Origin of the sequence: Methanimicrococcus stummii, from assembly GCF_032594435.1 — an archaeon.
In the GTDB taxonomy this organism is placed as follows: domain Archaea; phylum Halobacteriota; class Methanosarcinia; order Methanosarcinales; family Methanosarcinaceae; genus Methanimicrococcus; species Methanimicrococcus stummii.
Genome location: NZ_CP131062.1, coordinates 698622 through 724120 on the forward strand (window position 1 = coordinate 698622; position 25499 = coordinate 724120).

The following is a 25499-nucleotide window of genomic DNA, read 5'->3' on the forward strand; positions in this document are numbered from 1 at the left end:
ACCAACGATTTCATTTTTCATAATCAAATGAAAATCAAACACTTCGTTTTTCAAATAATCAAACGAAAAATGAACACAATTTTTTCAAAAAAACAAATCGATCCGGATATGCCGTTAAAAAAAGAAAATGAAAAACCCGAATCGGGCTTTTCCAAAATTAATCAAATTTAAATCCTTTATTTTTCTCAATGTGCGCGACAAGGCCGCCGTCGTTGAGAATTGTGATCATCGCGTCGGGAAGCGGTGAGAAAGTCAATTCAATGCCTTTTGTGACGTCTTTAATGATGCCGCCGGCAAGGTCAACTTCCAATTGATCGCCTTCGTCAATCTGATCGGTGTCGCAAATCAAAACCGGTAAACCGACGTTGATCGCGTTTCTGTAGAAAATGCGAGCGAAGGATTTCGCGAGAACCGCGCTCACGCCTGCCATTTTAATGATCGTCGGCGCGTGTTCACGAGAAGAGCCGAGACCGAAATTGTTTCCGGCAACAACGAAGTCGCCTTTCTGAACTTTTTGAGCGAACTCGGGGTCCGCGTCTTCCAAAACGTGTTTGGCGAGTTCGGGGAGGTTTGTTCTCAGATGGAACAAACGGCCGGGCGCAATGTGGTCGGTGCTGATGTCATCACCGAATTTGAAAGCTTTGCCGTTGTAAACTGTTTCTGCCATTTAAATCACCTCGCGCGGGTCTGCAATGACACCGGCAATCGCAGTTGCTGCGGCAACGGCCGGAGATCCCAAATAAATGAAGCCTTCCGTGTTGCCCATTCTGCCCTGGAAATTTCGGTTCTGCGTTGCAAGACATGCTTCACCGTCGGCAAGCGCGCCTTCGTGAACACCGACACACGGACCGCAGCCCGGCGCCATGATGATTGCGCCGGCTTTGATAAATGTTTCAATGTAGCCCTTCTGAACGGCTTCCAAATAGATTTCCTTGGATGCCGGAACGATAATCAAGCGCGTGTCAGGGTGTCTGACTTTGCCGTCTAAAATCTTCGCGGCAATTTCGAGGTCATCGATTCTGCCGTTTGTACAGGTGCCGATAAAGACTTGATCGATTTTGGTTCCCGCGACTTCGCCGACAGTTGCCGTGTTGTCAACAGTGTGCGGTTTTGAAATCGTCGGCTCAAGCTTGGAAACGTCAATGTCAATCACGCGTTCGTATTCCGCGCCTTCGTCGACTTTGATTTCTTTGAATTTATCGCCGCGGCCGCGTTCTTCGAGATACGCTTTGGTGGTTGCGTCGGTTTCAAAAAGACCTGCTTTCGCGCCGGCTTCGACAGCCATGTTGGCAAGCGTAAATCTCTGAGACATGGTCATTTTTTCAACGGTTTCGCCGCGGAATTCAAGCGCTTTGTACGTTGCGCCGTCGGCGCCGATGAGGCCGATGAGATGAAGAATCAAGTCTTTGGCGTAAACGCCTTTTTGGAATTCGCCGGTCACGTTGACGAGGAAAGTTTCGGGAACGCGGAACCAGGTTTTGCCGAGCGCGATTCCGACGGCGACGTCGGTTGAACCCATGCCGGTTGAGAAGGCGCCGAGCGCGCCGGAGGTGCAGGTGTGGGAATCGGCGCCGATGAGAACGTCTCCCGGATTCACGTATGTTTCAACCAAACGCTGGTGGCAGACGCCTTCGCCGGCTTCGGAGAGGTGCGCGCCTGTTTTTTTGGAAAACGTTCTGAGAATCACGTGCGCGTTGGACAGGTCCTTCTGCGGACTGGGCGCGGCGTGGTCGATGAACAAAACGGTTCTGTCAGGGTTTGCCGCCTGAACCAAATTCATCTTTTCAAGCTGCTGAACCGCGAGCGGTCCCGTTCCGTCCTGAACAGCGGTCACATCCACATCCACAAGTGTGATGTCGCCGGCATAAACATCTTTGCCGGCACGGCCGCTGATTATTTTTTCAGCTAAAGTTTGCGGTTTTTGTGCCATAATCAATCACATTTCAAAAAGAATAACAGATAAAAAGAAAACGGAAGGCAGAAAAGCTCCCGAATGAAAATATCTCTGTTTTGGATAAGTCAATTGACTTTAAATATAAAATAGTATTGGAAAAGACGAGACAGAGCTTATTTTTCATGTATTTTCCGGTTTTATTGAATTTGCAATAAAATCGGGTCGGATTTTTTGTATTTCAAAAAAATCAAGCGGCTTGCGCGCGGCAGTCGTCGCGGCAGCCACCAAAAAAAATCAAAGCCCTTCTGAAATATGCTTTTCACGATCCGCTTTTCGATCCAAAAACGGCTCAATTTTAATAATCACATATGTGTCGGCACCGAACCTGTCTTTCAAACATTTTTCGACTTCCTTTTGAATTGCGGCCGCTTCATTCACCGTCAAATCCGGGTCGACCATAATATGCATGTCAATTGCTTTGGAGCTGCCGAGTTTTCGCGTTTTCAAAGAATGCATGTTCAAAACGCCGGCGCAATCAACGATAATCGTTTTGATTTCATCATTAATTTCGGGACTGAGCGATGCGTCCATTAAATCATTCGTGCTGTTGTAAATGATTTTGACGGCAATGTAAAGAATATAAAACGCCAAAATGACAGCCATAATCGGATCAATAATCGCCCATTGGTCGCCGAGCAAAATCGCGACGCCGATACCGGCTGCAACGCCGACCGATGAAAACGCATCTGTTCGGTGGTGCCAGGCGTTGACTTCAATCATGTCGCTGTCCAATTTTTTTGCGATGCGGTGGGTGTATTGATAAAGCAATTCTTTACAAAGAATAGAAATTATCGCCACATAAAAAGCAATCATCGCCGGCTTTTCAATCGGAATGCCTTGTATGAACTCGTAAATTGAGCCGGCGCCTTCGTACAAAATCATCGCGCCTGCGAGAAGAAGCATAAAACCGACAGTAACGGAGGCTAAGCTTTCAATTTTTTTATGTCCGAAATTATGAGATTCGTCTTCGGGTTTTGCAGAAACGCGGATGCTGAAAATAACAACGAAATCGCTCAGCAAATCGGAAAGAGAATGAACACCGTCGGCAACCAACGCTGCGCTGCCGCCGAGAATACCTGCGCCGATTTTAATAATCGTTAGCAAAATGTTGACAAGCATTCCGATAACCGTTACGCGGACACCTGCCTTTGATTTGTCTGCTGCCGTTTGAAACGGGTTTTGAGACACAGCTTTTTGATTTTCCGTTTCTGTCAAAATAATAACCCCCACGCTTTCATAAACGGTAAAAATACCAAAAATATCAAAACGCCTTATTTAATAAAACGCCGTTGTAGTATTTAAAAAACGAACAGAATGATTTTGATTTTTGTCAAAGATTTTGAATAAAATGAATAATTTTAAGACTGCCGAAAAGCCGCGATTTTTGTGCGGATTTGAGCCGCTGTGTCACCGTGCTGCTGCTGCACCACTGCCGCGCGCGCGAATCGCACCATTTTTAACAAATATTAAAAAACAAACATTGTTTTTCAAAAAATAAAAACAAAAGGATGAAAATTAAAATCATCATCCATAAACCACTTTTTTGTAAAGGATTTGATTGTTGGACACGTCAATGACAATTAATTCAGCAGACTCGCCGGATTTCAAAACATTTTGAGACGGTTTTTTCGTGCTTCCTGAAACCGGATAAGACAAAACCGCCATATTATTGTTTCCGATGCCGCAAACCGCGATGGAAGTACCGATCCAAAAGTTTTCGTTCGAATAATAGGACAAATCGACTTCCGATTGATTGAATAAAACGCGAATATTTGACATTTGAAGCGGCGCGCCTCCCGTATGTTCCAGCCGAATGACAGCGTAATCGGTACTGCCGACAGTGACCGTTTCAACGCGCGCGCTTAAGCTGACCGGCTGAGACGGCGTTTGAAATTCGTAGCTGAGCACTTCGGTTGCCAAGTAGCCGGCCATGACAACGGTAATTGCCAAGAGAAGCAAAACACCGACAACAGGAGAAATACCGCGGTTGTCGGAGAGAAAATTGAATGATTTGAATTTAGATTTTGAACTCATTAAAACACCGAATCAAAAAAGAAACGGAATCGGATAAATGTTTTTAAATAATCCGAAATGTTATGAAATATGAAATAATAAAAATGAAAAGCAAAATGATAAAATGATAAAAAACCGAGGTTAAAAATGAAAATCGTATTCGTATGTACGGGAAACATATGCAGAAGCGCGATGGCTGAAGCAATTATGAGAAAAAAAGAGCCGAATTTGGATGTTTCCAGCTGCGGAACGTGGGCGTATGAAGGCGATACGGCCTCTAAAAAAGCAATCTTAGCCGCGGCTGAAAAAGGCGCAGATTTATCAAATCACAAATCCCGGCGCGCCGATTCTGAAATATTATGGGATGCGGATTTGATTTTAACAATGACAAAAGAGCATAAAACCGCGCTGGAAGCAATTATTCCAAATACAGAAAAAAGATTGTACACAATTTGTGAATTTGCCGACGGCAGTAATGAAGATATCAGCGACCCATACGGGAAATCTGTTGAAGAATATCTGGAATGCGCGGATGAATTGGAAATTTTGATTGAAAAGATTATTGAAAAAGTGAAAAATAAATCAATAGTGTGAAACGGTTACAAATAAACATAAAATAATTCCAGTTCGACCATTTTCGTGACATCACGAAAATGGTTGTTTGTTTTATTTTGCAGTTTTATAAAATTGTCATTCCTAACAACAATTTTGAAATATTTCTGCAAGGGTGTCCGAAAATAACAAAAATGCGAGGGGTGGGAGTTGAACCCACGAATCCCTTCGGAACCGGATCTTAAGTCCGGCGCCTTTGACCACTCGACAACCCTCGCAAAATGAGTTTAAAGAGAGTGACAGGATTTTATTTTTCATAAGCAGAAAATACAATAAAGCAACCGTATAATCATAACAATTATATTTAAAGCTTATTCCCGAAGTTCATTTTTATTCATCAATAATCGCGCCGCAGCCGATGCAACTTGGCCGTGGGAAATACAGCCGTCACCCGGCGGCAGGTTTTGATGAACCAATAAATCAACGCCGTTTGTTTTCAATGTATTCGCCAAAACAGAAACAATGTAATCATTGTTGGCAACGCCGCCTGAAACGCAAACAATACGAATTCCGGTTTTAGAAACATGTTTCAAAACCAAACGGCCGATTCCTTCGGCAAAAGCGTGAATAAACATTGCCGCCAATTCATTTTTTGAAAATTTCGATTCTGCGGCGATTTCGGAATAAAGATCGAAAAGAAGCGCGCTTGTATCCAAAACGGCTCGATTGAAACCGCCGATTTCAACGGTTTTTGAATTTAATTTAAAGAAATCCAAATCGGGTTTTTCAAATAAACCGTAATAAGCGGCGGATTCCAAAATCATTGCCGGTTCGCCGTCAAAAGTCCGCTCATTGCAAAAACCGAGCAGCGCGGAAGCGGCGTCCAAAACACGGCCGGAACTGCTCGAAAGCGCGACATTGAAATTGTTTTTCAATTGCGACAAAACAACTTTCGCTTCTTCCGCGCCGCGCGGAAGGAAAAGATTCAGCGACAGTAAGTCCTCTTCCGAAAGCGTTCCATCTGAAAGATAAGGATAAAGCATGCCGAAAACCAACCGCGCCGGATATTTGGTTGCCAAGTCGCCGCCTGCCATCGGCTGCGGCATCAGCGAGGAAAGGCGTTCATAATCCGCGTAACCGCATTTCAAAATCTCACCGCCCCAAACTGTTTGATCGTCGCCGTAGCCGACGCCGTCAAGCGCGATTCCGATCACTTCGGAATCGATCGAAAGACCGTTGTCCGCCATCACGGAACAAATATGCGCGTGATGATGCTGAATCGGAAGCAAAGCGGTGTTTTCGCGAGCAACGTATTCTTTTGCAAAATGCGTCGTATTAAAATCGGGATGCATGTCGCAAGCGACAATTTCGGGCCGAATGCCCGTCAATTTTTGAAGCGTTTCAAAAGCCTCGGCGTGATACGCCGCCGTTTGAATATGTTTTGTGTTTCCGATATATTGCGATAAAAATACGTTGCCGTCTTTTGCGAATGAAAGCGTGTTATTCATTTCAGCACCGACGCCTGCGATTTCTTTTGAATTTGAAAAAGGCAGGCGAATTTTTTCGGGAACGAAGCCGCGTGAGCGGCGCAGAAAAATCGGCGCGCTGTTGACAAAACGAATGACGGTGTCATCGGTTCTGTTTTGAATCACGCGGTTATGGAATAAGAAATAATCCGCGACGTGCGCCAGTTTGAAAAACGCGTCGTCATTGTCAATCACCATCGGCAAACCCGGAAGATTGGCGGAAGTCATGACAAGAATGTTTGTTTTCAAATAATTAAATAAAACATAGTGCGCCGCCGAATACGGAATCATAACACCGAGATTATGAAGTTTCGGCGAAACCGACGGCGCAAGCGCGTAGGAATTTGATTTATTAAAGACAACAATCGGGCGGCGTATGTTTTCAAGAAGTGAAAGTTCGCCGCCATCTTTTTGAATTTGAACATGATCGGACGCGAAATCCGCATTTCGAGCCATGACGGCAAACGGCTGCGCCGGTCTGTTCAAACGCTCGCGCAAAAGACGGACGGCGTTTTCATTAAAAGCATCGCAAACGAGATGAAACCCGCCGTCCCCTTTGAGCGCGACAATAAAACCGTCATCGATTGCTTTCGCCGCGTTTTTTAAAGCTTCATTTCCGCTTGCAAGAACAATTGTTTCTCTTTGAGCAGAATTATCAATTTCATCAAAAGAACGAAACACGGCGGACGGGCCGGAAACGGATTTTTCAAACGTATGAATCGGGCCGCATTTCGGGCAGCAAACCGGCTGCGCATGGTAGCGGCGGTCATTGACATCGGCATATTCTTTCAAACACTCACTGCAAAGCGGAAAATCGTCCATCACCGTGTTTTTGCGGTCGTAAGGCAGTTTTTTAACTGTCGTATACCGCGGACCGCAATTGGTACACACCGTAAACGGATACATGTGTCTGCGGTTTTCGGTTGAAAAAATATCGGACAAACAGTCCGAACAAACGGCGGTATCCGGCGGAATAATCGAATTTCCGGATGCGCCTTCGGCGCTTTCTAAAATGGAAAAACCGTCAAAATCGGCTGGATTAATTTCCGAAACCGACAAATTGAAAATATCCGTTTCATCAATTTCAGAAAGCGGCGGATTTTTTGATTTCAAATCCGATAAAAAAGAATTCATATTTTCGGCACTGCCCGCTGCCAAAATTTGAACCATATTTCCCAAATTGATAACAGATCCCGAAATATGATTTAAAACCGCCGTTCGGTAAACAAAAGGACGAAAACCGACACCTTGAACGACGCCTTTTATCAAAATTCTGTTGTAAACCGCCGGCTGCATAGAAACTCCTGAAAAACAAATAAACGATTTTAAAAACTAATAATTTGAATTTTAAGCCGCATCTTTTTGAATTTCCTTGAGAACCAAAGGAATTAAACGATCAATCGCCGCCGTGACTTCCGGGCTCATTTCGGTTGTTAAATTCACTTCATCCGGATGTTTTTGAATTTCAACGCCGTAAACAATGATTTCCGGCAATCCTTGAACTTCACGCGCGATTCCGAGAACCGTCGGAACAGAAACATCGTGTGACGACATCATTTTACCGACACCTTCGCCGTCGAGAAGATCTTCGCCTTTAATTCTTAAAATCGCGCCGAGATTTTGATCACTTTTCAGCGCGTCGATAATGATAATTTTATCAAAGCCTTCCAAAAAACAAAGCATATCCAAACCCGAAACGCCGGCATCCATAATATCAACGTCGGCAAGATAAGGAAGCGCATCGACAGGCATTCCGGAAAAGAACGGATCGGACAAAGCCACGCCGCCTTCCAGTTTATCTTTCATCTCGGTCATTTTTTCAACGGCATGAATGCCGACACCGTCATCGCCCATCCATAAATTGCCGCAGCCCATAATCCGAATTGTTTTTGTAAGCGCCATAAAATTACCTGCCGATTTAATTTTTGTATTAAAATTTCAATTTGAAATGAGATTAACAATATTCTATAAAAGGTCTTCTAAATCTGAAAAATCGAAAAAGTGAAATAATATTTTGTTTGGATTTGGTTTACTGCGCTGTCTCTGTTTGAGTTTGCCGCTGCTACCTTACCGTTTCTATTTGCCGCTGCTGTCTTGCCGATGCCGGCGCGTCTGCCGCGCGCGAGCTGCTCCGTTTTTAAAAAATATATGAAAAAAGCGTCTCCCGTTTTAAAATATACGAAAAATGCTCCCCGTTTTATTGAGAATTAATAAAATAAAACAAAATAAAACAACAAAAGAAATTAAAATGAAATAAAGAAAAATGAAATAAAACAAAAAAAAGTAAAAAGAAAAGGAAACAGAGGGTTTCCTTAGATTTTCCTTTTCATTTAGATTTTTAATGATGTTCTTCTTCGTCGATGACCTGAACAACCGGGCTGTCCAAATATTCTTTACCGTCGATGAAAATCGATCTCCAGTACTTGAACACTTTGGTATCAAATTCCAAAATGAACGCGTGGCAAATCAATTCAAAGATAAAGAAGTACGTGAGCGCCAAGTGGAGCCAGCGAGCGAATTCAAGACCGTTCATGTTCAGAATCGGTGAAATCCAGCCGAAAATGATCGTCAGCCAGTGAGCGATCGGAATTCCGACAATGTTCCAGTCGACCTTGTAAAGGACGATTCCGGTAATGAAGATCAAGAAGATACACATACCTTCAACGACGATGAAAATTTTAAACATCGGGTGAAGTTTTGTCTTGTAGTGGCCGGTGGCTTCGTTGTAGACCGTAAATTCAGGATACTTCTCTTGTTTTCCGAAGAAATTGAGAACCATGCCCTTCAAACGATAGTAGTCTTCTTTGTTGAAGATGTAACTGTAGTAGAAGTGCTTGATAATGCCTTTGACGCCGCCTTCCTGCCAGCCGTGGGAAAGAATTCCGTACGGAACTAAACACCAGTTGGTCAAAATCAAGACAGGAACCATAATCATGTGCAAAATGCGCGCATTATGGAACGAGATAATCTCTCCCCAGCCGAAGTAAATGGCAAGGCCCGTAAAGATTAAGGTCAGCATGGCGATGGCGTGAAACGTGTGCGTCCAGCGCTCAACCCAGTTGTATCGTTCTACGGATTTGGTTTTCTGTGCGTTTGACATTTAGAAAACCTCCTCAGAATAATTCGTAGTCTCTCGGTGCATTCTTTCCTGTTGCGTCAATTGTGTGAACGGCACAAGCAATACACGGGTCGTAGGAACGGCCGACGTGGAGAATGGCGACAGGGTTTGTGTAATCTGCGCCGCCGATGTTGTCAACGCCTGAAATCGCGTTGCCGACAAGAGCTTGTTCGATCGGGCTCGGAATTCCGTTTTCGTCGCGGGGTCCTAAGTTCCAGGTACTCGGAACGATTGCCTGATAGTTCTTGGTTTTACCGGATTTGTCAGCGGAGATCCAGTGACCGAGCGCGCCTCTGGGTGCTTCCCAGATACCCATACCTCTGTTGTCTTTTGCGGCTCTCATGTCGAGCGGTGTTGCAAAAGGCTGTCCGGGGTCGATATCATTGAGGAAGTCAACAATCTTGTGCGCAATGACTGCGGTTTCCTGCATGCGGGCAAGCATTCTGGTGTAAACGTTTGCCGGGGACATGCCGTTGTCTGCGAATGCTTTCGCGAGACCGGTGACCAACGGGTCCTGTGCGACAATCATTCTGGCAAGCGGACCGACTTCTGCGGCAATGCCGTCGTAACGCGGTGCTTTTAACCAGCTGTATTTGTCTTTGGGTCCTGCTTCAAGGTTAATCTTGCTTGCATCGGAAATCGGGACAGTGGTTCCGTCATACGGGTGTCTGGACGGGGTGTCGTCTTCATAGAAGGCGCATTCAATGCTTTCGGAAATCTTGGTTGTGTCCAAGTCTTCGAATTTCAAGTTGCTTGCGCGAACGATACCGGATGTCAAGAAACGCTCGCCTGTCGGGCTTGAAGGCGTGTAACCGTCTTTGGTGCTGTCATAAAACTCACCGTAAGACATGAAGCACATCTTGCTTGCGTCGCTGTAGCCGCCGAGTTTGTCGTGTCTTAAGCTGGCCGGAAGACCGAGAAGTTTTTCACCGACAAGTTCGGAACCGAATGCTGCATAGAATTCAACGTCTTTCCAGCCTTTTTCTCTGGAGAAATCGCTGCCGGATTTGTCAATTAAACCGGAAAGGTGGTCAATGACGAATTTAACGGCTGCGTCGGGTGATTTTGCGTAGTGGGTGTTTTCGACCCATGTGTCAAGATCGACACCGAGCGTGTAGTTCTGGACGAATTCCATGACTTTTAAGTAGATTGCAGCTGCTTTTGAAATTTCGCCGAGGTCGGGCGTACAGGTGACACCGCCGGCAACGGTAACAGCCTGGTGGGGCATTTTACCGCCGAAAAGGGCGATTGCTTCCTGGAGTCTCTTTTTCTCGGGAATTGCGTTTAAGTAGCTTGTACCGACCGGAACCGGTTTACCGTCAATCTTGTAGGTGAGCGGCGCGAATCTGCCGAGGAGTTCTTTCCAAACAGCTTCGCCGGTTGCGCCAAGGCCGAGAGTTGAGCCGGTTAAAACGTCTCTGTATCTCGGGTTTGCCAAGTCGGGACCGAATAAAATGTAGATGTGTGTTGCGTGACTTGCAACGGTGTTTGCGGCCTGAATAAAGTTTCTGACGGCAAGACCGTTCTTCGGAACGCTTTCTGCGACCTGATACAAATCATCAAGCGCGTTTGTTGCGGTCATGGAGTGAGAAATCGGGCAAACGCCGCAGATTCTTGCAACGTGAAGGGACGCGTCTCTCGGGTCTTTGCCCTGGAGCATGCGTTCAAAACCGCGGAAAAGCATACCGCCGCTCTGCGCGGAGGTGATGATACCGTTGCTGTCGACTTCAGCGGACACTCTCATGTGACCTTCAATTCTTGTTAAGGGATCAACTGTAACTTTAACCATTTATCATCACTTCTCCTTGTTAACTCTGCGGACAGCGTGCACGGCTGCGGCTGTAACAGCAGCGCCGATTGCAAGAGCTGCAACGGTTCCGATGTTGACGCCGAACAGGACGCCTGCGCTTTCTCTTTCAACATAATAGGGCATTGAGCCGTTGGGGAAAATCGGTTCGACGCAAGCGATACACGGGCCGCCGGCCTGCATACAAACGCTTGTTCCGTTGTTCCATTTTCTGAGTGCGCAATCTGCGTGGACGTACGGTGCTTTACAACCGACTTTCCAGAGGCAGCCGCCTTCTGCGAATCTTTCGTCAAGAACGCCGCGGTCATAGAATCCGCGTCTCGGGCAGTTGTCGTGGAGTGTGCTGTTCGGCGGGTAGAAGACCATGGGTCTGCCGTCGTCGTCCAAGATGCCTTTTAAGTTGTTTAAGTCAATCTTGCCGAGGAGAACAGCCGCGACGGTTAAGAAGAACCAGTCGGGGTGTGCCGGACATCCGGGGAGGTTGATGACAGGTTTGTCGATTCCGAGAACCTTGTTCATACCGCCTTTCTTGTTTTCGGTTTGGTTAACGCCCATAAAGTCGCAGTATTTCTTTGTGTCACAATCTGTAACCGTAATACCGCCGTATGTTGCGCATGTACCGAGAGCAATGACAGCCGCTGCGTTTTTCGCAGCTTTTGCGTAAATGTCTTTGAAAGTGTGCTTACCGATCATGTTGATTTTGCCTGTTCCGTCCGGACCGTTTCCGATGGAACCTTCAACGACAAGGATGTAGCCGCCTTCTTTGACGAGTTCTTCCAATAAGATTTCGCCGTTTAAATCGGAAGTGCCGACCAACTTGTCATCAACAAAGATACCCTGCTGCGCCAAAAGCGTCTCATGGTAAGCCAAAGTGATGTTTAATTCGCTGAGTGCGTCCGCAAATTCCGGGCTGCTGCCGTTTAATGCGGATTCTGAACAGCCTGTACATTCTGCACCGTGGAGCCAAACGACTTTGGTTTCGGGGAACGCAGCTAACGCATCGGCTAACTGATTTCCGTAAAGCGAAACAAAAGAAGTAGCACCGAGGGCAGCTACCGCCTTTAAGAAAGTACGGCGGTCGACCTTGAGAATATCAAGGTTCTTGAATTGTTCAATCATATTCAATTTTTCACTAGCCATTTGAAAACCCTCTACTGTAAACACTATAAAGTAGTAGCATCAGACTATATTCGCTATGGTCTATATAAACGTTGCCCACATTTTTCATTAAAAAACATGCAGGATTGAAGCGAAAAATGACAAATCCGAAAAACATTTTTCGACAGCTCAAACATTGTTTTTTAAAAAACTTAGAAAAATCAAAAGAATCTGAAACAAATTTGACATACCGAAAATATAATTCAAAATCGGATGAAACGTTCTATTTAAATAAAAAAAGAAAATAATACTGAGAACCGTAATGATAAATGATGAATAATAAACGCATGATTTTTGGAATTTATTTTAGAAATTTGAAGATGATTTATTGAAAATTATTTGAAAACAATTTCAATTTTGAGAATAATTTGAAAACGATTTCAAATGATTTTGAGAATAATTTGAAGATGATTTGAAAATAATTTTCGAAATAATTTCAAAATGATTTTTTTAAACTTTGAATATTATCAAAATAATTTGAAAATTATTTCAAAATATTTTAAAATTTGAATGAAAGCATCAAAATATTAAAAATTTCAAAAAAAAATGAAACAATCATTTTCGTGGTTTTGAAACACAGATTTATTATAGGATGAAAGAAACGACTCAATTAATCATTAAAATTATAAATTGTGATTCTCACAGACTGTTAATATTGATTCAACAATCACATTAACTCACATATAATATAGACAACAAAACGGAAAGAGAAGAGAGGAAGGAAAAACTATGTGTATTGCAATTCCGGGAAAAATTTCAAAAATTATTGATGAAAACAAGGCGGAAGTGGATTTCGGCGGCGTTTTCAGAGACGTAAACTTAGATTTGCTTGGCGGCGCTTCTGAAATTAATGTCGGCGACCACGTTTTGGTTCACGTCGGTTACGCGATTTCAGTGATTACGGAAGAAGAAGCGCGTTTGACGGCCGAAGCATTTGAAGAATTGCTGGCCGCCAACGAAGAATTTGACCGCGAAATCGAAGATTTGAAAACGGAAAGCCGTGAAGTCGGCGCTTAACGAGGGAATTTATGACAAAGCAGGATCCGTTTGTTAAAAATCCGGTGGAAGTTCAGAAAAAACTGGTTGAAAACATCGCCGCTTATCCGAAATCAGCTCGAATTATGCACATTTGCGGAACACACGAGCGAACGATTGCCAAATACGGCATTCGCAGTTTGCTTCCGGACAGAATCGAAGTTCTCAGCGGCCCCGGCTGCCCGGTTTGCGTGACGCCGGACGACGACATTGACACCGCGATTCTTTTGGCAAAAAAAGGATTAACCGTCGTGACATTCGGCGATATGCTCCGCGTTCCCGGAACGGAAGAAAGCTTGTTTGACGCGCGCGCCGAAGGCGCCGATGTTCGAATGGTTTATTCAATCGATGATGCTGTCAAACTTGCCGAAGAAAATCCCGACAAGGAAATCGTTTTCTTTTCAATCGGCTTTGAAACAACGATTCCGACAACCGCTGCCGTCGTTCGCCGCGGTTTGCCGTCTAACTTTTCAATTTACACATCCTTAAAATTGACGCCGCCCGCAATCAATCTGCTTGTTCAGGACATCAACGTCGATGCGTTTATCGCGCCCGGTCACGTTGCCGTCATTACCGGAACCGTCCCTTACGAAAAATTCGCGAAACTCGGCTATCCGATTGCGGTCGCAGGTTTTGAATCTTACGACATTCTCCTCGGCATCAAAATGCTTTTAGATCAAATGGCAGCCGGCACGTCAAATGTTGAAAACGCATATCTCCGCGCCGTCAAAACGGAAGGCAATCCGATTGCGATTAAAATGATGGACGAAGCGTTTGACATCGTCGATGCCGAATGGCGCGGCCTCGGAATCATTCCCGAATCAGGCTACCGTTTAAAAGACAAATACAAAGAATACGATGCCGCCGTCAAATACAAATCAGTTTACGAAGACAGCTTAAATGAATTGCGCGAAATCCGCAAAAAGAAAAAGAAAAACTGCATTTGCGCAACGATTCTGACCGGAAAGGCAACGCCTGCCGACTGTCCGATGTTTGAGAAAGCATGCAAGCCGACAAATCCGATCGGCCCGTGCATGGTCAGCGACGAGGGCATGTGTCACAGCTGGTACAAATACTGCCGTGATTAAGCTTAAAAAAAGAGGAACACGAATGGTAACAGCAGCAAACGGTATAACACCATGGCCGGCAGACATCATGGAAACTTACGATTGGCTGGACAAATTGTTGCTGAAACAACCGGCAACTGAAAAGGAGTTTCAGCCGGCGTGGCAAGCGTATAAATATTTGCTGCGGGGCAAAATGTACGCTTACGTCGGCATCAACGATCAAAACGGGCGCCCCATCATCACTTTGAAATTAGAACCGATGTTCAGCGATATGCTTCGCCGCGATTTTAATGACATTGTTCCGGGCTATTACATGAATAAAATGCATTGGAGCACCGTTTATTTAGACGGCGAAGTGCCGCGGGAAGTGATTGCCGACATGGTATGCGCGTCTCATAAAGTAATGCTGGCATCGCTCAGCAAGAAAGCGCAGCAGGAAATATTGAACGAACAGGCGGAAAATCAAAATGCATGAATATTCTTTGGCAATCGGTTTAATGGAAAGCATTTTGGAAGCCGCTGCGGACAATGACGCAAAAATTGTCAATCAAATCAGCGTGAAAGTCGGCCGAATCGCGCACGTGAATCCGACGCAATTGGAATTTTGTTTAAAATCCATCGGCGAAGGAACAATCGCGGAAAACGCGGCATATTCGTTTGAATATGTCGACCCTGAAATTCGATGTTCGTGCGGTTATTTCGGAAAACCCGGCGAAGTGAAAGACAATTCGGATATGCTGGAATATTTGGTGTCGCTGGTTTGTCCGATTTGTGGCAAGAATGTGGAAGTCATCGGCGGAACGGAACTTTCCGTTGATTCGATTGATATTGATTAAAGTTATCACAACAAAATCAAAAAATAAAAACAGAAGATTAAAATAAAAAACAGAAAAGCAAAGGAAAATAAAAGCAGAGGGATAAAAATGTGGAATTCTTTTTTAGCAACGGGACATATAATTAACATCGGTCATGACGTTTTTAAGGAAAACAGAAAGCTTGCGGACAAAAACCGCGAAAGCCTCAAAAAGTCGGGCGTATTTTCCGTCAACATTATGGGCGCCATCGGCTCGGGCAAAACGACGCTGATTGAAGAAGCGATTAAAGCGCTCGGCGAAAAATATAAAGTTGCGGCAATCGCAGGCGACGTGATTGCGGACATGGATGCGGCGCGCTTTGAAAAGCTCGGCGTGAAAACGATTCCGGCAAACACAGGAAAGGAATGCCATTTGGACGCGCACATCGTCAGCGATTTGCTCAAAAAGAATGATTTGAACGGCTACGATATTTTGTTTATTGAAAATGTCGGCAATTTGATCTGCCCGACGGATTTCGATCTCGGCGAAGATATGAAAATCGTCGTTGTCAGCGTGAGCGAAGGCGATGACATCGTTTTAAAACACCCCGTCATTTTCAAAACGTCGGATTTAGCAATCATCAACAAAATCGACATTGCCGAAGCTGTCGGCGTTGATCCGGCAACGATGGTCAGAGATGCCAAGTCGCTGAATGAAAATATTCCGATTTTGCTGACATCTAAAAAACAGGAAGAAACCGTTGCGGAATGGGTCAAAACGATTGAAAACGCGATGCTTGAAAAGAAAGGCGCGAATCAATAATAACAATAAACAATCAAATACAAAATCGGAAATTTCGGGGATAAAATGGCGAGAGAAAATAAAATTTCAATGGAACACGGTGCGGGCGGCCAGCAAATGCAGTCTTTAATCGGCGACATTATTTTAAAGAATTTCACGAACACGAAAGCCGGATCTGTCGGACTGGAAGCGCTCGATGACGGCGCGACAATTGAGCTCGACCGGGATTTTTTAAACAATCACAAAAGCGCCGAACTTGTGATGACAACCGACAGCCATGTTGTCAAACCGATTTTCTTTCCGGGCGGCGACATCGGAAAAGTTGCCGTCTGCGGTGCAATTAACGACTTGGCCGTCATGGGCGCGCAACCGCTTGCCGTCAGCAGCGGCATGATCATTCCGGAAGGCTTCAGCATTACGGATTTGGAAAAGGTAGTTCAGTCCATGAACGCCGCACTTTTGGAAATCGGCGTTCCTTTGATTACCGGCGATACAAAAACCGTTGAAGGAACGGCTTTGGATTCGATTATTATAAACATTGCAGCCGTCGGCATTTGCGACGCGCCCGTTCGCGACTGCGGCCTTCAGCTCGGCGATAAAATCATTGTTTCGGGCTTCATTGCCGACCACGGCATGGCGCTTCTTACAAAACGCGAAGGTTTTGAATTCAATTCGGATTTGGAATCCGACACGGCGCCGCTTTGGAAAATGATTGAACCGATTTTAGCGATTCAAACCGCCGACGGTAAAAGAGCGGTGACCGCGATGAAAGATCCGACGCGCGGCGGCGTTGCCGACTCGCTCAATGAAATGGCTCAAAAAAGCAATGTCGGTGTCCGCGTTTATGAAGACAATCTTCCGATTCGGGAAGCTGTTTTGACATCTTGCGAAATGCTCGGCTTAGACCCGCTTGAAATCGCAAACGAAGGAAAAACGGTTATCGGCGTTCGCCCGGAATGCGCGGAAGCGGTTCTGGAACTTTTAAAAAGTCACCCGTACGGCAAAGACGCGGCAATCATCGGCGAAGTCACGGAAGAGAAGCCGGGAAAAGTTATTTTGGTGTCGGCGCTCGGAAGCACGCGTTATGTTGACGTTCCGACCGGCGATCCGATTCCTCGCGTTTGCTGACGGCAAAACCGAAAATTAAAGAAACGGAGAAAGAATAAATGTCAAAGAAAAATCAATACATTTTCATCTACGCGACATTTCCGTCCAAAAAGACGGTTTTGTCCGTGACAGAAAAACTGATTGAAAAGAAGCTGGTTGTCTGCGCGAATATCCGCGAGCATGATGCCATTTATTCTTGGAACAAGCGCGTGTACGAAGAAAAGGAATACGGCGTCTTTTTCAAAACGCGGGAAGACAAATGGAAAAAAACCAAAGCTCTTATTTTAAAGAAACATCCGTACGAAACGCCTGTCATTTTAAAATTGAGAATTCGGGACTATAATCCGGGATTTAAAAAATGGATGGATGACAGTTTGGACGACAAACAATTAAAATTTAAAAAATAAATAAAATGTAATGAACAGAAAAATTCTGTTCATTAATGATTTCTTGAATATTTTTTGATTTATTTTGAACGGTTTTTTAATAATCTTTGATTTTTCGATTACAAATTCACTTCTTTTCCTTTGGGATATTTCACGCTGTAAACCAGTTTGAATGTTTTGGATTCTCCCGGTTGCATTTCATATTCCCAAGTCACAACGCCGATGTCTTCTTTGTTGTAAGTAAACGGTGCAGATTCTTTGGAGACTTCAACCGTGATTTCCTTATCGGCAGAAATCGGATATTGATCTTTTAAAACCATACGCGCCGCTTTATTCTGATTGTTTCGAACCGTCAGTTGATAAGCGAATTCCTGTTTGATGTCGTTTCCGAACAAACTCTTGCTGCTTAAATCTTTAAGCTTTTCGCGCTTGACGGCAACGCGCTTGTCGGTTCCGAGCGTGAGCGACAGTTTGTCGCGCGTCGAATCTGCGTCAATATAAGTTTCACCGATAAACGTTCCGTCATAGGTGATGTTCGCGTTTCCGCTGAGAAGCCCGAGCTTCTCCCAATTCGGAATTTCGGCAATCAAATACGTTTCAGAATCCAATTTCGGCGCGCAGTAATACATGAAATCGGCTTTCACTTCATCGCTTTTGAGGTCAATGCTTTGTTCTTTGCCGTTTCCCGGAATCGAATACGGAAGTTCGATTTCAAACATGACGTTGAGCTGATTCTCAGAAACAGAAACGAAATCGCTCATGCCTTTCAAAGTCATAACATAAGCGCCGCCGGATGCGAAAGAGCCGAAAGTTCCGACCGCTTCGGACGGACTCATATATTTGTTTTCTTTAATCATGGACGCGTCAATCGAATTGAAATATCCGGAATCGGAGATAACGCCGTCAATGACGTAAATCGGTTCGCTGTATATTTTCTCGTCGCAATATTCTTCAACCGATTCCATGCAGCATGAAACTTCCGCCATTTTTTCAATATTGTCATAAGAATAAGCGTTCTGAGCCATGCGTTTTTGTTTCATTTGACCCAACGGCATTGATGCCGGAACGGGAATCGGTTTGACAAAATCCAAAACCCAAGTGCTGAAAAGAGGCGCCACTTTTCCCATGCTCGGAACGGCGGTTGAAAGCGTTATTTTGACTTTGTCCCAATCAATGCCGGTCGTTTGGCGGACTTTCGCTTTTGATAAAATTTGAATCGGGCTGTCGGCGGCGGGCACATTGATGTCATAATACGGGTACCAGCCGGCATTTTCCGTGTAGCAGCGAATTTCGAAATCGCAATCGCAGTCCGCAGGCGCGGAAAGATTCAATTTTAAAATGCCTGACGTTTTCGTATTTTTCACGGATTCCTGATTGAATTGATTTGACAAATCGTAAATTTTTTCACGGATTTGTTCCGCTTTCTCACGATCTTCGCGAATCGCGCCGTCCAATTCAACCGATTTTGTTTTGAAAAATTCAAGCGCTTTCATTAAATCGTCAATGTCGGGACCTTTTTTCGGACCGGACGTTTTCTTTTCAATACTTTCCTGAAGCAGCGAAAGCATTTCTTCATGAATCCGAATATCCGCGTCAACTTTTTCAAGCGTTTTCTGCTGAATTTTGATTTCTTCTTTTAATTTTTGAGCTTCTTCGCCCAAAGTTTCGTCTCTCAAATAGTTGACGGAAAATTCAAAAGAGGAGACGACAACGCCGTTCGTTGTCTTGACTTTAATGCTGTTTTGATCCGTTCCGGGACTGAATCCTTCGATAAAAATTTCGCTGCTGCCCTTGGAAAGAGCGGCTTTGGCTTTGTGAACCAATTCTGCGCCGTTATAAAAAACAGCGGCTTCTTCGACTTTTGATAAAATTGTATAATTTTCCATAGCAATTGCCTCCGATTATTAAATGAATTAAAATGTGTGTGCTGCTGTTCACTTTTGAACCGGTTCATTGCCGACGCAGACAATCAGGGTTGGCACTTTCGGCATTTCCAACGGATAATGATAACGGAAACACCTGCCTTTTCGATTTCTTCAAAACTCGCTTTTAAGAGAAGCTGCATATCACTATTTAAATCTTCTTCAACAGCCGAAACAAAGTCAAAAGACTGAACGGAATTCAAAGGATTCGCCCCGGAATCAAGCCCCGCCCGAATCAATTTTTCGGGATCGTAAGCAAATTTTCCGCCCGTCATCGCCGCCGCCGAATTCTGCATAACGTAAATCAAAGACGGAACATTTTTTTCAGCCGCTTCAATCAAGCTGAGAAGCCCCGAATGGAAAAAGCCGAAGTCGCCGATGACGGCAACGGATTTCCGATTTTGCACGCGCGCGGCACCCGAGCCGATACCGATTGCCGCGCCGAGAGAAACAGCAGAATCCAAAACGGAATAAGGCGGAACAATGCCGTACATGGAACAGCCGATATCGCCTGAAACATAAACGCCGGTTTCGGCTTTCAGCCGCCCGAGCATTTCATAAAATGACGGATAAAGGCAGCCGTCACAGAAATAAGATTTCCCGGCCGGCCGTTTAAACATTTCAAGATCTTTTGAAACAGGAAGAGTCGAAACGCCGGCATTTTCAATCGCCGATAAAATGTGTGCGGTTGTCACGCTGCCAAACGGCAAATGTCCGGAACGTTTTCCGATGACATTTCCGAAAACGCGGATTTGGTCTTCGATGAACGGTTCGGATTCTTCAGCGACCAAGACCGTTTCATGATTTTCCAAAAAATGTCGGATTTTAGAAATCGAGAGCGGTGAAACAACACCGAGTTTCAAAACGGAAAAATCGAAATCGGCCAATCCAATATTGTTTTTTGAAACGGATTCTAAAACGGATTGAACCCGAGAAAAACAGTATCCGGACGTGATGATTCCGAGCCTTTTTTTGTTTGATTTGCCGGCATTTTCAACAAAACAAAAATCTGCTGCCGCCTGTGACAAAATTTCATCATTTTCAAAATGCGAACGCAAGTGGCGGCCGCGCATTCGATATTGCCAAAGAGATTCATCAGCGGCAATGTTTGAGGGTTCCGGTTTTGAAAAATCGGTTTCAATGACTTCCGATTCTTCATTCAAAACCGCCGCCGTGACGCGAATAATAACGGGCGCTTTGATTTCTTCGGATAATTGAAAAGCGGCCGCCAAATAATCATAAATTTCCTGCGGTGATGCCGGATCAAAAACGGGAGAACGAGAAAGACTTCCGTAATACCGCGAATCCTGAGAATTTTGAGAGCCGGAAACTTCGGGGTCGTCGCCGACCAAAATCACAAGTCCCGCCCCGATTGTATGAATCATGGAAGTCATGAGCGGATCGGCCAAAACATTCATGCCGACGTGTTTGACGGCAACCAAAGACCGAATGCCTGAAAAAGAATACCCAAGCGCCCACTCAAAAGCGATTTTTTCATTCACGAACCAATCGGTTTCAACGTCGGAAGATTCAAAAGCGGAAACGACATCCGTCATCGGAGATCCGGGAACACCGCAGACGGCGCTCACAAAATTGTCGGAAGCGGATTTGAGAACGGCTGAAATACCCGATAAAAAAGTCATTGAAAAGAAAAAGGAAACAGGAGTATATTTAGTTTATAGTTGACAAAAAAATTGCGTGTCAAATCAAATTCACAAGAAAAAGAAAAGATATTTAACCGGCAATAACTTGCCTAGTCAAACATATCCGACAGCATAGTCACGCTCATAATAAACCGCATTAGGTTGCGGAATAGAAATAACCTTCAGAGTATTCCAACTTTCAGTCTCAATAACATGGACTTCTTTTTCGGAAAAAGTGTAAAGCATATTATCAACAAAAACAGCGCGAATGACTGTTCCGTTTCGATGCGTATCTTCTTTAAGTAAATTAAATGTATTATTTTTAATTTCAAAAATACTGACACCGCTGCTTGAAGGAACAAGCAGAATGTTTCTTTTTTCATCAAACATGTAACCGCTGAATGTATGATAAGTCCAAGAAGTTAAAATATCTCCCGAAACATAAGAATCTAATTCTTTCGGCACCGTTTTGTTTGAAATGTTAAACAATGTCAATTGCAACTGCCCTTTCTTCGTTTGATTGATACCGAGAACAATATTGTCTTTAATCGGCTGCAAATAAACCGAATAACCGAAAATAAAAAGATCGCCGGCAAGCTCTGGATTATTAGGATTGCTGAGATCAATAACAAGCCGGGGACTGCTTTCATTCGGGCGTATTAAATGCAGCGAATCTTCAATGAAGCAAGCACTTGTCACATAATCATCCAAAAGCAAATAATTCAAGGAACCGACTAAATCCATCTTCGAATTAAAAATGTATACCCCATTGTTTCGGTTAGCAGGCATATATCTGTTTTCATTGCCTGCCGTTGTTGCAACTCTTAAATATCCGTCCTTTTTATCCATGGATCTGCCGTCCACCAGGCTTCCCGGAATAACGCCTGAATCGACGGATAAATCGGGAAGATGAATTTGAATGACAACGCTTTGCTCAGCACCTTTGCCTTCGTCAATCAGATATTGATTGTATCCTTTGTCAATTTCTTCCATAAACGATTGGCGTTCTCTGTCTGTCATATCGGCGGTGTAATTCTCGATTTTATTGGATACAGCATCCTCTTTGGCATATTCTGTAAAATCGGGTGTTTTCAAAATTTGTTTGATTTCTTTGATAAAAGATTTAGGAAAATAATCAGACCCGTGTGAAACTAAAAATTCAGCATAACGGTCTTCTCGCGGGAAATAAGAATTAACTAAATAAACATCATCTTCAGCAGAATAAATAAATGAACCTTTTCGATTATACGAAGAATCTTGACCGATCACGGCAATACATTCTTCTAAATCCCCTGTTGACAGATTCAATTGTGAAATATAATAAACGGTTTCAAGATGGGTATAAAAATCATTGGAAACTTCCGAATAATAAACATCTGAAAACGGAACGGTTGTATTCATATAGACAAGCGGATAATCATATGTTTTCTGACGTACAACAGTATAGAATTTTCCGTCATAAAGAGATGAAAAAGAATAATTTCCTTCAACATTTTTTTCCCACATCAACTTCGGCTCAGCCGGATTTTTAATATCATAAGCCATCACAGAAACCGAATCCGTTGCAACCAGTATATTTCCGTCAATAAAAATATCTCCCGATGGTGCAATTTCCGAAAAAACAGAAGCGGATTGCGGCATTTCGATATCTATTTCATAAGTATTAAGATTTAAATCATAAATCATTTCTTTTTCCGCATGATATTTTGTAAACGGTCTTTCATTTGACAAATAAACATTATCAGGTGTGTAATAGATGACATTTCCGGAAATACGAACAATATCCGCTTCATTTGAATTTTTGAGTTGTATATCGGTACTGTTTATTCTTTGAGGAAGCCGTCCATTTTCAAAATTTAAAGATCTTGCAGAAATCGAATTTTCATCTGCCCAATCTGCATTAACGCCGTAATATAAATTATAATAATTCGAATTCAGCTCATATTCAAATGATTCTCGAAGCGTTTTAAGATAAGATGCAAGTTCTTCTTCTGATTGAAAAGTCTTCATTTCTGTGACAGTATAATCTTTTGATGAATCAAAATCAAATAAACAGCCGCTTGCAAAAAGCATTAAACCAACACTTAGGAAAACAAATGAAATTAATTTTATTTTTCTCATATTTTCACCGGAACTGAAATCGATAAAAGATTACATTAATACACAGAATGTAAAATAAACGAAGCAGTTATCATATAAAAAAATTGCATAAGATGGGAAACAGGAATTGGAGATTTATTTTTAATTTCAATAAAAAACAAACAAAATCAAAAAAAATAAAATTCAAAAACGTAATTTAAAACAAACAAAATCAAAAACAAACAAAATCAAAAACAAACAAAATCAAAAAATAAAAAAGAAGCCGAAATAAATCGGCCTTCTTAAAATAAATTCATTTTACAGTTTTCATTTTACGCGTAAACCGGTTCATCGTGCGTCGGATAAATCGGGTCTTCGTGTGTCGGATAAATGGATCCGTAGTCAGGGTAAACCGGCTGGTCGATTGGAATCACCTGAACACGCTGCCAATTTGTCATGTTGTAGACATGAATTTCCTTAGAGGAGAACGTGTAGAGGTAATCGCCGATGTAAGCGGAGCGGACGACGTAACTGTCTTTGTGAACATCTTCTTTCATCAAAGTGATTTTTCCGTCTTTAATTTCAAAGACATAAGCCGTGTCAGATCCCGGGACAACCATGAGGTTTTTCGCCGCGTTCCAGGTAAAGCCGTGGTAGTCGTAAACGCTGACATATTCGTCATCGTTGAAATAGAAAACATCTAATTCGACCGGATTTTCGGGGCTGGAAACGTCGTAGAGAGAAAGTTTTGTGCGCCAGTCTCTCCAGTCGCCGGTGTAACCGAAGCCGACAAGCAGCGTGTCGCTGATCGGATAAATATAGCTGTAAGTTCCCTGAAGCTGCATTTCGCCGAGAACGGCCGGTTTTTCAGGCGTGCTCAAATCAATCAAAAGGAACGGATCGTTATCGGTGTATGTCATCAAATAAAGCGTGTTTCCGACATAGCGCGTTGTTTGGATATATTCACCGGCTGCGACATTGTCAAGTGTTCCGGCGGTTTCCATATCGGCATTCAAAATGCTGACCATGGAACGAAGCGTGCTTTCTTCGGTTCTGTAATCATCGCCGACAGTTGAAATGACGCGCAAATAACCGTCTTTTTCGTCCATCGCGAATTTATCGTTGATTCTTCCGGGAACAACGCCTGAAACCAAATCGAAGGTTTCCAAATTGATTTTCGTGATTGTTGTCTTCTCGGCTTCAATGATTAAAGCGGAGGAGTAAGCGTTGTAATCTTTGTAGAAAGAGTCGTAGAAATCGTTGTTTTCATCTTCCGTTAATTCGGCGGTGTAGTTGCCGATTGTCTCAGAAACCGCCATGTATTTGATGCGCGTGCTGAGGTCGTAGCCCATGACTTTTTTGATGTATTTCATGACATCGGACGGCAAATAATCCGAGCCGTTGGACTCGATGAAATCCAAATACATGAGCTGCGTGTCGGGATAATAATAATTTGTCATATACAAATTGTCGCCGGATGCGAACAAAATTGTGTTGTAAGAGCCGATGAGCGCAATTGTTTTGTCGGCGTCGCCGGTTTTGACATCCAATTTGGTCACATAATAAGTGATGTCGGCGTTCGGGCGGATAATGTCGGGGCCGAACGGGTAGTAACAGTCGGAGTAAGCCAATTCTCTGCCCATGTACATTAACGGGAAAACGCCGAAACCGTATTCGTTCGCGACGAAATACAATTTGTCGTCAATTAAGCGGGAATCAACGTAATAGCCTTCATATTCCTGTTCCCACATAACTTTCGGCGCTGTCGGGTCGGAAATGTCATAAGCGATGATTTTGTGAATTTTGTAGTCGGTTGAAATCGTAATTAAAAGATCGTCCGCTAAGTAAAGATTGCCGCCGGTTTCCGTAATTTTGGAAATAATGGATGCGGTTTCGGCAGGCATCGCGTTAATGACAAGCGTCATTTGATAGGTATCGTAAGTGTAATAAGGATATTTTGAATCGTTGTGAAGCGTTACATTTTTGGTATAATACAGATTCGGCGTGTAATAGATGACTTTGCCGTCCGTTTTAACAATATCGGCTTCGTCAACGCCTGCGATTTGAACATTTGTCTGGGAATAATCCGCGCCGCCGGCCGAATTATAATTGGCGCCGCTGTCCATCGAAGCTTCCGAAACGGCTGCTTCGGGCGCGGGAGACGGGGCGGTTGTCTTTGCGATGCTTCCGCCTGACACGGATCTTGTGTTTAAGGATCCGCTGTTTTCGAGATAGTTTTTCAATTCTTTTTCAGATTTAAACGACGTCATGCCGACGTTATCCAAATCTTTGTCTTTGTCGGCTGATAAACAGCCGCCGGCAACAACCGCGCCGGCAATGACAAGACACAAAACCAAGAGAATATGCATTTTGTATTTCATAAAAAGTCCTTCTGAAACAATTTAATGCCGCTTATCTTCGTCACTTCAAATAAATGCGGCAGCATTAAACAGATATGGAAAACAAGGGTCAGATTCTATTTATATATTTATAAAACTGCAACCGAAATTGCAGTTAAAGGAAAAATTAAATAAAAT

The 25499-nt window shown here is 43.7% G+C and carries 21 protein-coding genes and 1 tRNA gene; 8 read left to right on the forward strand and 14 right to left on the reverse strand.

The window, feature by feature from the left end; all coding sequences use genetic code 11:
* Window positions 1-157: 157 nt before the first annotated feature.
* From MmiEs2_RS03420 to MmiEs2_RS03435, 4 genes are all read right to left on the reverse strand, one after another.
* Window positions 158-667: a 3-isopropylmalate dehydratase small subunit gene (locus MmiEs2_RS03420; protein ID WP_316560033.1), complete on the reverse strand. Its 510-nt coding sequence runs from the start codon at window positions 665-667 to the stop codon at window positions 158-160.
* Complete coding sequence (locus tag MmiEs2_RS03425; RefSeq protein WP_316560034.1) at window positions 668-1930, reverse strand: 3-isopropylmalate dehydratase large subunit; 1263 nt, start codon at window positions 1928-1930, stop codon at window positions 668-670.
* 258 nt (window positions 1931-2188) lie between these two features.
* A complete protein-coding gene (locus MmiEs2_RS03430; RefSeq protein WP_316560035.1) occupies window positions 2189-3169 on the reverse strand; it encodes a cation diffusion facilitator family transporter in 981 nt (326 codons plus the stop codon).
* A 309-nt stretch (window positions 3170-3478) separates the two neighbouring features.
* Window positions 3479-3988: a type IV pilin domain-containing protein gene (locus MmiEs2_RS03435; protein WP_316560036.1), complete on the reverse strand. Its 510-nt coding sequence runs from the start codon at window positions 3986-3988 to the stop codon at window positions 3479-3481.
* A 126-nt stretch (window positions 3989-4114) separates the two neighbouring features.
* Between MmiEs2_RS03435 and MmiEs2_RS03440 the strand changes: the two genes are divergently transcribed.
* Window positions 4115-4561, forward strand: a complete 447-nt coding sequence (locus tag MmiEs2_RS03440; protein WP_316560037.1) for a low molecular weight protein arginine phosphatase — start codon at window positions 4115-4117, stop codon at window positions 4559-4561.
* Window positions 4562-4714: 153 nt separating this feature from the next.
* Here MmiEs2_RS03440 and MmiEs2_RS03445 read toward each other — a convergent pair.
* From MmiEs2_RS03445 to MmiEs2_RS03470, 6 genes are all read right to left on the reverse strand, one after another.
* Window positions 4715-4797: transfer RNA gene (locus MmiEs2_RS03445), tRNA-Leu, on the reverse strand.
* A gap of 93 nt (window positions 4798-4890) precedes the next feature.
* Complete coding sequence (gene hypF, locus MmiEs2_RS03450; protein WP_316560038.1) at window positions 4891-7341, reverse strand: carbamoyltransferase HypF; 2451 nt, start codon at window positions 7339-7341, stop codon at window positions 4891-4893.
* Window positions 7342-7392: 51 nt separating this feature from the next.
* A complete protein-coding gene (locus MmiEs2_RS03455) occupies window positions 7393-7947 on the reverse strand; it encodes a hydrogenase maturation protease (protein ID WP_316560039.1) in 555 nt (184 codons plus the stop codon).
* Window positions 7948-8383: 436 nt separating this feature from the next.
* On the reverse strand, window positions 8384-9145 hold the full coding sequence (locus MmiEs2_RS03460) for a cytochrome B (protein ID WP_316560040.1): 762 nt from the start codon (window positions 9143-9145) through the stop codon (window positions 8384-8386).
* 13 nt (window positions 9146-9158) lie between these two features.
* A complete protein-coding gene (locus tag MmiEs2_RS03465; RefSeq protein ID WP_316560041.1) occupies window positions 9159-10952 on the reverse strand; it encodes a nickel-dependent hydrogenase large subunit in 1794 nt (597 codons plus the stop codon).
* A 6-nt stretch (window positions 10953-10958) separates the two neighbouring features.
* Window positions 10959-12110 (reverse strand): hydrogenase small subunit, encoded by a 1152-nt coding sequence (locus tag MmiEs2_RS03470; RefSeq protein ID WP_316560042.1) that lies wholly within the window; start codon window positions 12108-12110, stop codon window positions 10959-10961.
* A gap of 747 nt (window positions 12111-12857) precedes the next feature.
* Between MmiEs2_RS03470 and MmiEs2_RS03475 the strand changes: the two genes are divergently transcribed.
* From MmiEs2_RS03475 to cutA, 7 genes are all read left to right on the forward strand, one after another.
* Window positions 12858-13145 (forward strand): HypC/HybG/HupF family hydrogenase formation chaperone, encoded by a 288-nt coding sequence (locus MmiEs2_RS03475; RefSeq protein WP_316560043.1) that lies wholly within the window; start codon window positions 12858-12860, stop codon window positions 13143-13145.
* Window positions 13146-13156: 11 nt separating this feature from the next.
* Window positions 13157-14251, forward strand: coding sequence for a hydrogenase formation protein HypD (gene hypD, locus MmiEs2_RS03480; RefSeq protein ID WP_316560044.1), 1095 nt, complete (start codon window positions 13157-13159; stop codon window positions 14249-14251).
* 22 nt (window positions 14252-14273) lie between these two features.
* Window positions 14274-14705: an MmcQ/YjbR family DNA-binding protein gene (locus MmiEs2_RS03485; protein ID WP_316560045.1), complete on the forward strand. Its 432-nt coding sequence runs from the start codon at window positions 14274-14276 to the stop codon at window positions 14703-14705.
* On the forward strand, window positions 14698-15066 hold the full coding sequence (locus MmiEs2_RS03490) for a hydrogenase/urease maturation nickel metallochaperone HypA (RefSeq protein ID WP_316560046.1): 369 nt from the start codon (window positions 14698-14700) through the stop codon (window positions 15064-15066). The genes MmiEs2_RS03485 and MmiEs2_RS03490 overlap by 8 nt, the downstream gene beginning before the upstream one ends.
* A gap of 87 nt (window positions 15067-15153) precedes the next feature.
* Window positions 15154-15846: a hydrogenase nickel incorporation protein HypB gene (hypB, locus tag MmiEs2_RS03495; protein ID WP_316560047.1), complete on the forward strand. Its 693-nt coding sequence runs from the start codon at window positions 15154-15156 to the stop codon at window positions 15844-15846.
* 45 nt (window positions 15847-15891) lie between these two features.
* Window positions 15892-16953 carry a hydrogenase expression/formation protein HypE gene (gene hypE / locus MmiEs2_RS03500; protein ID WP_316560048.1) on the forward strand — a complete coding sequence of 354 codons (1062 nt, stop codon included), beginning with the start codon at window positions 15892-15894 and terminating at the stop codon, window positions 16951-16953.
* Between the two features lie 38 nt (window positions 16954-16991).
* The gene (cutA, locus tag MmiEs2_RS03505) at window positions 16992-17339 is read left to right on the forward strand and encodes a divalent cation tolerance protein CutA (protein WP_316560049.1); all 348 of its coding nucleotides are present in this window, start codon (window positions 16992-16994) and stop codon (window positions 17337-17339) included.
* A gap of 98 nt (window positions 17340-17437) precedes the next feature.
* Here the strand turns inward: cutA and MmiEs2_RS03510 are convergent, their stop codons facing one another.
* The 4 genes from MmiEs2_RS03510 to MmiEs2_RS03525 all read right to left on the reverse strand — a co-directional run bounded on the left by MmiEs2_RS03510 (window position 17438) and on the right by MmiEs2_RS03525 (window position 25343).
* Window positions 17438-19204: a DUF4139 domain-containing protein gene (locus tag MmiEs2_RS03510; RefSeq protein WP_316560050.1), complete on the reverse strand. Its 1767-nt coding sequence runs from the start codon at window positions 19202-19204 to the stop codon at window positions 17438-17440.
* 83 nt (window positions 19205-19287) lie between these two features.
* Entirely contained in the window at window positions 19288-20883 is a 1596-nt protein-coding gene (locus MmiEs2_RS03515) for a thiamine pyrophosphate-dependent enzyme (RefSeq protein ID WP_316560051.1), read from the reverse strand.
* Between the two features lie 114 nt (window positions 20884-20997).
* Window positions 20998-23004: a beta-propeller domain-containing protein gene (locus MmiEs2_RS03520; RefSeq protein ID WP_316560052.1), complete on the reverse strand. Its 2007-nt coding sequence runs from the start codon at window positions 23002-23004 to the stop codon at window positions 20998-21000.
* A gap of 290 nt (window positions 23005-23294) precedes the next feature.
* Complete coding sequence (locus MmiEs2_RS03525) at window positions 23295-25343, reverse strand: beta-propeller domain-containing protein (protein ID WP_316560053.1); 2049 nt, start codon at window positions 25341-25343, stop codon at window positions 23295-23297.
* Between the last annotated feature and the right edge of the window lie 156 nt (window positions 25344-25499).